8 protein-coding genes are annotated in these 9824 nt (G+C 72.8%); 2 read left to right on the plus strand and 6 right to left on the minus strand.

What is annotated here, in order from left to right; translation table 11 throughout:
• Positions 1 to 169: 169 nt before the first annotated feature.
• The 3 genes from ACFVX9_RS07215 to ACFVX9_RS07225 all read right to left on the minus strand — a co-directional run bounded on the left by ACFVX9_RS07215 (position 170) and on the right by ACFVX9_RS07225 (position 2598).
• The gene (locus tag ACFVX9_RS07215) at positions 170 to 1219 is read right to left on the minus strand and encodes an SPFH domain-containing protein (RefSeq protein ID WP_063349637.1); all 1050 of its coding nucleotides are present in this window, start codon (positions 1217 to 1219) and stop codon (positions 170 to 172) included.
• 10 nt (positions 1220 to 1229) lie between these two features.
• A complete protein-coding gene (locus ACFVX9_RS07220) occupies positions 1230 to 1640 on the minus strand; it encodes an NfeD family protein (RefSeq protein WP_363378739.1) in 411 nt (136 codons plus the stop codon).
• Positions 1641 to 1806: 166 nt separating this feature from the next.
• On the minus strand, positions 1807 to 2598 hold the full coding sequence (locus tag ACFVX9_RS07225) for an ABC transporter ATP-binding protein (protein ID WP_063349636.1): 792 nt from the start codon (positions 2596 to 2598) through the stop codon (positions 1807 to 1809).
• Positions 2599 to 2746: 148 nt separating this feature from the next.
• Here ACFVX9_RS07225 and ACFVX9_RS07230 point away from each other — a divergent pair, with 148 nt between their 5' ends.
• Complete coding sequence (locus tag ACFVX9_RS07230) at positions 2747 to 3550, plus strand: hypothetical protein (protein WP_063349635.1); 804 nt, start codon at positions 2747 to 2749, stop codon at positions 3548 to 3550.
• A 22-nt stretch (positions 3551 to 3572) separates the two neighbouring features.
• Here ACFVX9_RS07230 and ACFVX9_RS07235 read toward each other — a convergent pair whose 3' ends face one another.
• From ACFVX9_RS07235 to ACFVX9_RS07245, 3 genes are all read right to left on the minus strand, one after another.
• Positions 3573 to 4250, minus strand: a complete 678-nt coding sequence (locus ACFVX9_RS07235) for a response regulator transcription factor (RefSeq protein WP_363378731.1) — start codon at positions 4248 to 4250, stop codon at positions 3573 to 3575.
• Complete coding sequence (locus ACFVX9_RS07240; protein ID WP_380379694.1) at positions 4243 to 5400, minus strand: GAF domain-containing sensor histidine kinase; 1158 nt, start codon at positions 5398 to 5400, stop codon at positions 4243 to 4245. The genes ACFVX9_RS07235 and ACFVX9_RS07240 overlap by 8 nt, the downstream gene beginning before the upstream one ends.
• A 243-nt stretch (positions 5401 to 5643) precedes the next feature.
• A complete protein-coding gene (locus ACFVX9_RS07245; RefSeq protein ID WP_387980838.1) occupies positions 5644 to 8229 on the minus strand; it encodes an FHA domain-containing protein in 2586 nt (861 codons plus the stop codon).
• Positions 8230 to 8441: 212 nt separating this feature from the next.
• Between ACFVX9_RS07245 and serB the strand changes: the two genes are divergently transcribed.
• Complete coding sequence (serB, locus tag ACFVX9_RS07250; protein WP_063349632.1) at positions 8442 to 9698, plus strand: phosphoserine phosphatase SerB; 1257 nt, start codon at positions 8442 to 8444, stop codon at positions 9696 to 9698.
• Positions 9699 to 9824 lie beyond the last annotated feature (126 nt).

Below are 9824 nucleotides of genomic sequence, written 5' to 3' on the forward strand. Positions count from 1 at the left end.
CCTCAGCGCCCGGGGCGCGATCGGCGGCACCAGCGACACCCGAGGTGCCAGCCGGCGCGGGGGGTTGTCTGGGGGGGGGGTGGCCAACCCGCCCCCCCCCAACCCCCCCCCCCTGCGGGTTCCCCCGCGTGTTGGGTGGTCGTCCCCCCGGGCCGGACGGTTCAGCCGGTCACTCCGGGTCGATCTTGCGGTACTCGCGGGCCGGGTCCACCCGGGGGCGGGCGGCACCCTTCTCGGTGTCCACCGGGCGCGGGCCGGCCGCCGGGTCGAGCGGCACCTGGGTGGCCGCGGGGGCCGCCGGCGGCACGCTCGGGGCGGCGACCGCGCCGCCGTTGATGCCGGGGTTGCCGGTCAGCCCGCCGAAGGCGCCGCCGAGGCCCTTGAGGGCGTCGCCGACCTCGCTGGGGATGATCCAGAGCTTGTTGGAGTCGCCCTTGGCCAGCTCGGGCAGGGTCTGCAGGTACTGGTAGGCGAGCAGCTTCTGGTCGGCGTCGCCGTCGTGGATGGCCTCGAAGACCGTCCGGATCGCGGCCGCCTCACCGTCGGCGCGCAGCACCGCGGCCTGCGCCTCACCCTCGGCCCGGAGCACGTCGGCCTGCTTCTCACCCTCGGCCTTGAGGATCTGGGCCTGCCGCTGGCCCTCGGCGGTGAGGATCGCGGCGCGCTTGTCACGGTCGGCGCGCATCTGCTTCTCCATCGAGTCCTGGATGGAGGTGGGCGGCTCGATCGCCTTCAGCTCGACGCGGTTGACCCGGATGCCCCACTTGCCGGTGGCCTCGTCCAGGACGCCGCGCAGACCGGCGTTGATGACCTCGCGCGAGGTCAGGGTGGATTCGAGGTCCATCGAGCCGATGATGTTGCGCAGCGTGGTGACGGTCAGCTGCTCGATGGCCTGGATGTAGCTGGCGACCTCGTAGGTGGCCGCGCGCGGGTCGGTGACCTGGTAGTAGATCACCGTGTCGATGTTGACCACCAGGTTGTCCTGGGTGATCACCGGCTGCGGCGGGAACGGCACGACCTGCTCGCGCAGGTCGATCCGGTTGCGGACCCGGTCGATGAACGGGACGACGATGTTCAGGCCTGCGTTGAGCGTCCGGGTGTAGCGGCCGAAGCGCTCCACGATCGCGGCGCTGGCCTGCGGGATGACCTGGATCGTCTTGATCAGCGCGATGAAGGCCACCACGACCAGGACGACCAAAACGATAAGGACGGGTTCCACGGACTCTCCCCTAGACGACCAGGGCGGTCGCGCCCTGGATTTCGACGACGTCGACCTGCTGCCCCGGTTGGTACACGCTGTCCGGGTGGAGCGCGCGGGCCGACCAGATCTCGCCGTTCAGCTTGATCCGTCCGCCCTCCCCGTCGACGGTTTCCGCGACGACCGCGGTGGCGCCCTGGAGCGCCTCGATGCCCATCTTGATGTGCGGGCCCTGCCGCAGCTGCCGGTAGGCGATCGGGCGGACGAAGACCAGCAGCGAGACCGAGACCGCGATGAAGACCAGGGTCTGCCAGACCGCGTCTCCGCCCAGCCCGGCCACGCCGGCGGCCGCCAGCGCACCGACCGCGAACATGGCGAACTCCGGCATCGCGGTCAGCACCAGCGGTATGCCGAGCCCGACGGCGGCCAGGAGCCACCAGATCCAGCTGTCCACGTGTCCATCCTAGGGAGCGAAGGGCCTTCGAGGCGGACAGTTCCCGCAGGTCGAGGGGCGGAAACCGGTCGCGCGTGCGACCGGTCCCCGGAAACCCGACGACATCGGAGCGTGCGAGGCGCGTACGAGGTGCGTGCGAGGCGCGGACGGGGGCTCAGCCCAGCGGCAGGCCCTGCGCGGACCAGCGGTCCCCGTGGCGCTCCAGGGTGAGCGGCAGGCCGAAGCACTTGGAGAGGTTGCGGGCGGTCAGCTCGGTGTCGATCGGACCGGCGGTGAGCACCTTGCCCTGGCGGATCATCAGGACGTGGGTGAAGCCCGGCGCGATCTCCTCGACGTGGTGGGTGACCATCGCCATGGCCGGGGCGAACTCGTCCTGGGCGAGCGCGCCGAGCCGGCGGACGAGGTCCTCGCGGCCGCCGAGGTCCAGGCCGGCCGCGGGCTCGTCGAGCAGCAGCAGCTCGGGGTCGGTCATCAGGGCGCGGGCGATCAGGGTGCGCTTGCGCTCGCCCTCGGAGAGGGTGCCGAACTTGCGGCCGGTGAGGTTGGACATGCCCATCCGGTCGAGCAGCGCGAGCGCGCGGGACTCGTCGAACTGCTCGTAGGTCTCCTGCCAGCTGACCGTCATGCCGTAGGCGGCGGTCAGCACGGTCTGCAGCACCGTCTGCTCGGCCGGCAGCTTGTCGAACATGGCGGCGCCGGCCAGGCCGATCCGGGAGCGCAGCTCGAAGACGTCGACCTCGCCCAGCTTCTCGCCCAGCACCGACACCTTGCCCGCGGTCGGGAACAGGTAGGTGGCGGCGATCTGCAGCAGGGTGGTCTTCCCGGCGCCGTTGGGGCCCAGGATGACCCAGCGCTCCCCCTCGGAGATGGACCACGAGACCTGGTCGACCAGCGCGCGTCCCTCCCGGACCACGGATACGTCCACCAGCTCCAGCACGTCGCTCATGCCTACGCCTTCCCCAATACAAGAATTTCGGCCGTCGGTGCGGGCGGCGAGCCTACTCCGGCAGCCGGTGGGCACGGGGTGGGTGCGCCGCACACGCATGGGCAAACCTACGCCACGCGGATGACCGCCGATTCCGTAGGCTGGCCGGATGCTCGCGACTCCTCCCGACAATCCGTACGAAGAACCCCGTTCGGGGCGGCTGACCGCGTGGGGCAACGCCCTGCTGGCCGGTCTGGTGCCGCCGGACAACGCCGCCGCGGCCGTGCTGGGCGACGACGAGAGCCACCGGGTGACCGGACTGCCCGGGGACGGGCCGGGCGAACGGCACGGCCTCACCTGGGCGCTGGGACGGCTCCGGGTGCTCGGGGTGAAGGGCCTGCGGCTGGCGCTGCCGTCCGCCGGGCACCCGCTGGGGCTGACCGGTCCGGCGCCGTTCAACGAGCGGGCGATGGGCGTCGGGGAGGCGGTGCTGGCGGTGGGCGTCCCGCTCGGACTGGTGCCGGAGGTGGAGGTGTTCGGCCCGGCCGGGGACCGTTCGGCGACGGTGCTGTGGCGCTGCCTTGAGACCAACGACACACCGCCGGCCGACGTCCCGTCGCTGCACGAGGCCGAACGGGAGCTGGCCGACGGGCTGCGCGAGGCGACGCTCCTGCTGACCCGGCTGGACGTGGCGGGCGCCGGGCCGGAGGCGCTGCGGGCGCTGGAGGCGTACCGCCGGCGCGGGCACGCCGAACTGCTGGCGCCCGGGTACCCGCCGCGTGCGGTGCGGGTGCTGGAGTCGGCCCGGCAGGTGTCGGCGCTGCTGGCGATCGCCGCGGGCGGGCACGGCGCGGCGGTCAGCGCCTCCGAGATGGCGGCGCGGCAGGCGGTGCTGGCGCCGCTGCGACGGACCGCCCGGCGGGCGCAGGTGGCGGCGTACAACGCGCTGGTCGACGAGCGCGAGGACCGCTGAGCAACCGGGAGCACGCGGACCGCTAGGACGGGCCGCCGTCCCGCGCCTCGCCGTTGCGGACGGCCCACAGGGCCGCCTGGGTCCGGTCCGCCAGGTCCAGCTTCATCAGGATGTTGGAGACGTGGGTCTTCACCGTCTTCTCCGACAGGTGCAGGCTGCGGGCGATCTCCCGGTTGGAGCGGCCGTCGGCGATGTGGCCGAGGACCTCGCGCTCGCGTTCGGTGAGGGTGCCGCCGCGGCCCTGCGGAGCGCGCGGGCCGTCGTCGGCGAGCAGCGCCTCGGCCAGTTCGGGCTGGAGCAGGACGTGGCCGGCGTGCACCGAGCGGATCGCGCCGGCCAGCGCCTCCGGGTCGACGTCCTTGTAGACGTACCCGGCGGCGCCGGCCCGCAGCGCGGGGACCATCGTGCGGTGCTCGGTGAAGCTGGTGACGATCAGGATCCGGGCCCGGCTGCCCTCGCCCTTGAGCGTGCGCAGCGCCTCGATGCCGTCGACGCCGGGCATCTTGAGGTCCATCAGGACGACGTCGGGGTCGAGTTCGCGGGCGCGGTCGACGCCCTCGGCCCCGTCGGCGGCCTCCCCGACCACCTCGATGTCGTCCTGGACCTCCAGGAAGGTGCGCAGCCCGCGGCGGACCACCTGGTGGTCGTCGACCAGCAGGACGCGGATCGACGGCGTGCGGTCGGGCGTGCGGTCAGGCACCGGGGACCTCCATCTCGACGAGCGTCCCCCGGCCGGGGGCGGACTCCAGGGTGAGCGTGCCGCCGACGGCGGCCGCGCGGTCGCGCATCGAGGCCAGGCCGAGGTGGCGCCCGGCCCGGCGGACGGACTCGGGGTCGAAGCCGTGCCCGTCGTCGCGCACCCGCAGCACGGCGCCGCGCGCGGGCGTGCCGGCCAGGGTGACGGTGACGCGGCCCGCGCCGGAGTGGCGCAGCGCGTTGTGCAGCGCCTCCTGGGCGACCCGCAGCAGCGCGGCCTCCTGCGCGGGCGGCAGGGCGCGGACGCCGTCGGCGGCGAAGGCGACGTCCGCGGTGTGGGCCCGGTCGAGGACCTGCACCTGGGAGGCGAGGGTGGCGCTCAGCCCGTCCTCCTCCAGGGCGGCGGGGCGCAGTTCGACGACGACGGCGCGCAGTTCGTCGGCGGCCTCGGCGGCGAGCCGGGCGACCTCGGCGAGTTCGGCGCGGGCCCGGGCCGGATCGCGGTCGACGAGCGTGGCGGCGGCCTTGGCGGTGAGCCGCAGCGAGAAGAGCTTCTGCGCGACGGCGTCGTGCAGGTCGTGGGCGATGCGGGCGCGTTCGCCGGCCAGGGTGAGTTCGCGGCTGCGCTCGTACAGGCGGGCGTTGGAGAGGGCGAGGGCGGCGTGCGCGGCGAGTATCCGCAGCAGTTCCTCGTCGTGGTCGGTGAACAGGCCGCCGCCGCGCTTGTTGGCGAGGAAGATGACGCCGGTGACCTGCGGTTCGTCCTCGGCGGCCTCGGCGTCCAGGATGGGCATGCCGAGGAAGGCGTCCATCTCGGGGTGGGCGGCCGGCCAGCCGCCGAAGGCCGGGGCCTTGCGGACGTCGGCGAGCCGGGTGGGGCCGGTCTCGTGCAGCATCTTGGCGAGGACGCCGTGCTGGCGGGGCAGCGGGCCGATCGCCCGCCACTGCTCGTCGGTGACGCCGTCGACGACGAACTGGGCGAAGCCGCCGTGGTCGTCGGGCACGCCCAGGGCCGCGTACTCGGCGCCGAGCAGGTCGCGGGCGGAGGCGGTGATGCGGCGCAGCACCTCGCGGACCTCCAAGGGCCGGCTCATCGCGAGCAGCGCCTGGCTGACCGCCTCGATGCCGGCCAGGCAGGGGTCGCAGCCGGGCATCGGGCGGGCGGGGCCGCGCAGGTCGAGGTGCGGGCCGGCCGGGCTCCGGTGGTCGCTGGGCGTGCTGGGCATACCGCCAAACTACCGCCGCCGCGGGCGCCGCCGCGTCGGTCCGCGGCCGGGGTGGGCGCAGGCCTCGGGACCTAGGACTCGGGGCCTGCGCAACGGCCGAGGGGCGGCTCTCCGGGTGATGGGAGGGCCGCCCCTCGGCGGGCGGGGCGAAGGCGGGCGGGGCGAAGGGGGTCAGCCCTTCTGCATGACCTCGGGCTCGTGGCGGCGCTGGAGCCGGGTGACGATGACGCCGATGACGATCGAGATCGCGATCAGCGCGCCCGCGTCGATCGCCCACTGGGCGACGCTGTTGGTCCACAGCGGGTCGTACTGGGGGTTCTGGAAGTCCTTGTTCCAGGGGCCCATGAGCTTGGACAGGTCCAGTGTGGTGGCCACGATGCCGGTGCCCCAGCGGGCCGGCATCAGCCAAGCGGCCTGCTCCAGGCCGGGCTTGCCGAAGAGCTGGAACAGGCAGCCGGTGAAGACGACCTGGATGATGGCGAACATGACCAGCAGCGGCATGGTCTTCTCGGCGGTCTTGACCAGGGCCGAGATCATCAGGCCGAACATCATCGCGGTGAAGCTGAGCAGGATCATGCCGATGGTCATCTCGATGATCGGCAGGTCCTTGACGATCAGGCCGTGCTCGGGGAGCTTGCGCGGCAGGAAGCCGACCGCGGCGACGATGGCGCCCTGGATCACGCTGAAGAAGCCCAGCACGATGATCTTGGACATCATGTACGCCGAGCGGGAGAGCCCGGTGGCCCGTTCCCGTTCGTAGATGGCCCGTTCCTTGATCAGCTCGCGGACGGAGTTGGCCGCTCCGGAGAAGCAGGCTCCGATCGCCAGGATCATGAGAATCGTCGCGGCCCCGCTGTTGAGGTGGAGCTGCGTGTTCGGGTTGGGCGCGAGGCCCGCCCCGTTGGGGACCAGCACGCTGACCGCGCCGATGACGGCGGGCAGCAGCACCGACAGCGCCAGGAAGCCGCGGTCCGAGGCGAGGACCGACATGTAGCGGCGCATCAGCGTCCACAGCTGCGAGCCCCAGCTCTGCGGCTTCGGCGGCCGGACGGCCTCCTGGGCGACCTGGGCGTGCTGCACCTCGCCCGACTCCACGTCGGGGGCGGAGTACTGCTGGTAGTGCACCGAGCCGCGGTAGCGGCCGGCCCAGTCGTGGTCCGGGTAGTTCTCGAAGGCCTGGAAGACGTCCGCCCAGGTCTCGTACCCGAAGAAGTGCAGCGCCTCGTCCGGCGGGCCGAAGTAGGCCACCGCGCCGCCCGGCGCCATCACCAGCAGCCGGTCGCAGAGCGCGAGTTCGGCCACCGAGTGGGTGACGACCAGGATGGTGCGGCCGTCGTCGGCGAGACCGCGCAGCATCTGCATGACCTCGCGGTCCATGCCCGGGTCGAGGCCCGAGGTGGGCTCGTCCAGGAAGATCAGCGACGGCTTGGTGAGCAGTTCCAGGGCGACCGAGACGCGCTTCTGCTGGCCGCCGGAGAGCGCGGTGATCTTGTTGTCGGCGCGCTTGTCCAGGCGCAGCTCGTACAGCACCTCGTCGATCCGGGCCGCGCGCTCGCGCGCCTCGGTGTCACCGGGGAAGCGCAGCTGGGCCGCGTACTTGAGGCCGGTGCGGACGGTGAGTTCCTTGTGCAGGATCTCGGACTGCGGCACCAGGCCGATGCGCGAGCGGAGCTCGGCGAACTGCTTGTAGAGGTTGCGGCCGTCGTACAGGACCTCGCCGCGGTCGGCCGGGCGGTAGCCGGTGAGGGCGCGCAGCAGGGTCGACTTGCCGGAGCCGGACGGGCCGATGACGGCGACCAGGGACTTCTCCGGGACGCCGAAGCTGACGTCGTCGAGCAGGATCTTCTTGGCGCCCTTGTGCTCGACCTCGACGGTCAGGTGGCGGGCGGAGAAGGAGACCGCGCCGGTGTCGACGAACTCCTGCAGCTGGTCGCCGACCAGCACGAAGCTGGAGTGGCCGACGGTCAGCCGGTCCTGCGGGCCCATCAGCTGGCGCTGCACCCGCTGGCCGTTGAGGAAGATCCCGTTGTGGCTGCCGAGGTCGACGATCTCGTAGCGGCCGTCCTGGAGCTGGCGCAGCTCGGCGTGGTGGCGGGAGACCTGGAGGTCGGAGACCACGACGTCGTTGTCGAGCGCGCGGCCGATCCGGACGGTGCGCATGGCGGCGGTCAGGTTGCGGATGATCGTCGGCTGCGGGCCGGCGCCGTCCTGCGGGTCGGACGGGAAGGCCTGCTGCTGCGGGAAGCCGCCCTGCTGGGGCTGGGGCGCGTGCTGCTGCTGTTGCTGCGGGAACGGCGGCTGGGGTCGGCCCGCCCAGGCCTGCTCGGGCTGCGGCGGGTAGGGGGCCTGCGGCGACCAGCCCTGCTGCGGGGCCGGCGGCTGGGGCGTCGGCGCGGCGCTGCGGCTGGTGGCGGCCTCGTGCCAGGCGGGAGCCTGGGGGGCGGCGGCGTGCGGGGCTGCGTGGGCGGGCGCGGAGAAGCCGAGCCGGGGTCCGTTCTCCGGGTTGCCGAGGTTGACGACGGCGCCGGGGAACAGCTGGGCCTGCATCGTCCGGGCACCGGCCGTGTAGGTGCCGTTGGTGCTGCCGTGGTCGTCCAGCTGCCAGCCGCTGCCGTTGAAGGTGATGGTCCCGTGGTGCCAGGAGACCCTGGCGTCGTCGAACGGGAAGTCCGACTGCGGGTTGCGCCCGAGGGTGTAGGACCGCCCGGGCTCCAGAGTCCGCTGCTGTCCGTTGATATCGATGACGAGTTGCGGCACTGCGCGCCTGCCCCGCTCTCTCGGTTCCCCCGAATTGTGCCCCCGACCAGGGGTGCGATGTTTCCGAAACTGACGGGGGGAATCATTCCAGCCTGCTGACCGCCAATAAAAGTCACCCCGGGTGACTGTGACCAGGCTGCTACCCGGCACCCGTCCGCGACGTGGGACGGGTGCTCTGGGCCCGCCGGCCGGCGGGTAGCGTGGGAGGCACCATGAACGCATCGCCCCTGGCCGCTGAGCCCCTCCCCGCCGCCCAGCCCCGGACCGCGGACGAGCGCACCCTGCTCGTCAAGGTGTTCGGCAAGGACCGCCCCGGCATCACCGCCGGCCTCTTCGCCACCCTGGCCGGCTTCGCCGTCGACGTGATCGACATCGAACAGGTCGTGACCCGTGGCCGCATCACGCTCTGCGCACTGGTCACCCCGCCCACCGCCCCCGGCGCCGAGGGCGGGCTGCGGGCCACCGTGCACCGCTGGGCGGAGGAGCAGAAGCTCCAGGCCGAGATCCTCTCCGGCATCGGCGACAACCGGCCGCGCCGCGAGGGCCGTTCGCACGTCACCGTGCTCGGCAATCCGCTGACCTCCGCCGCCGTCTCCGCGCTCACCTCCCGGATCACCGCGGCGGGCGGCAACATCGACCGTGTGTTCCGGCTCGCCAAGTACCCGGTGACGGCGGTCGAGCTGGCCGTGTCCGGTGTGGCCACCGACGAGCTGCGGGCCGAGCTGGCCCAGGAGGCGGCCGCCCAGCGGGTGGACGTCGCGGTGGTCGCGGCCGGGCTGGAGCGCCGGGCCAAGCGCCTGGTGGTGATGGACGTCGACTCCACGCTCATCCAGGACGAGGTGATCGAGCTGTTCGCGGCCCACGCGGGCTGCGAGGAGGAGGTCGCCGAGGTGACGGCGCAGGCGATGCGCGGCGAGCTGGACTTCGCCGAGTCGCTGCGGGCCCGGGTCTCGCTGCTGGCCGGGCTGGACGCCTCGGTGACCGAGAAGGTGCGCGCGGAGGTCCGTTTCACGCCGGGGGCGCGCACCCTGATCCGCACCCTGCAGCGACTGGGCTTCCAGGTCGCGGTGGTGTCGGGCGGGTTCACCCAGGTCACCGACCACCTGGTCGAGGAGCTGGGGCTGGACTTCGCGGCCGCCAACACCCTGGAGGTGGTGGACGGCAAGTTCACCGGCCGGGTGGTCGGCGAGATCGTGGACCGCGCGGGCAAGGCCCGCTGGCTGGCCCGGTTCGCCGAGCAGGCGAAGGTGCCGCTGTCGCAGACGGTGGCGATCGGCGACGGCGCCAACGACCTGGACATGCTGAACGCGGCCGGGCTGGGTGTGGCGTTCAACGCCAAGCCGGTGGTGCGCGAGGCCGCCGACACCGCCGTCAACGTGCCGTTCCTGGACACCGTGCTGTACCTGCTGGGCATCACCCGGGAGGAGGTCGAGGCGGCCGACGAGGTGGACGGCAGCCTGACCGAGTAAGGCCTGAAGACGCACGAGAGGGGCGGGGGGGGGCGGGCGGTGGTGGCCCCGCTTTTCCTCCAACCCCAAAGCCAGGAAAAACGGGGCAACAAGACAAAAGGAACCTTCGAACAACCAACCCCTCCA

The organism is Kitasatospora sp. NPDC058243, assembly GCF_042882025.1.
Classification (GTDB): Bacteria; Actinomycetota; Actinomycetes; order Streptomycetales; family Streptomycetaceae; genus Kitasatospora.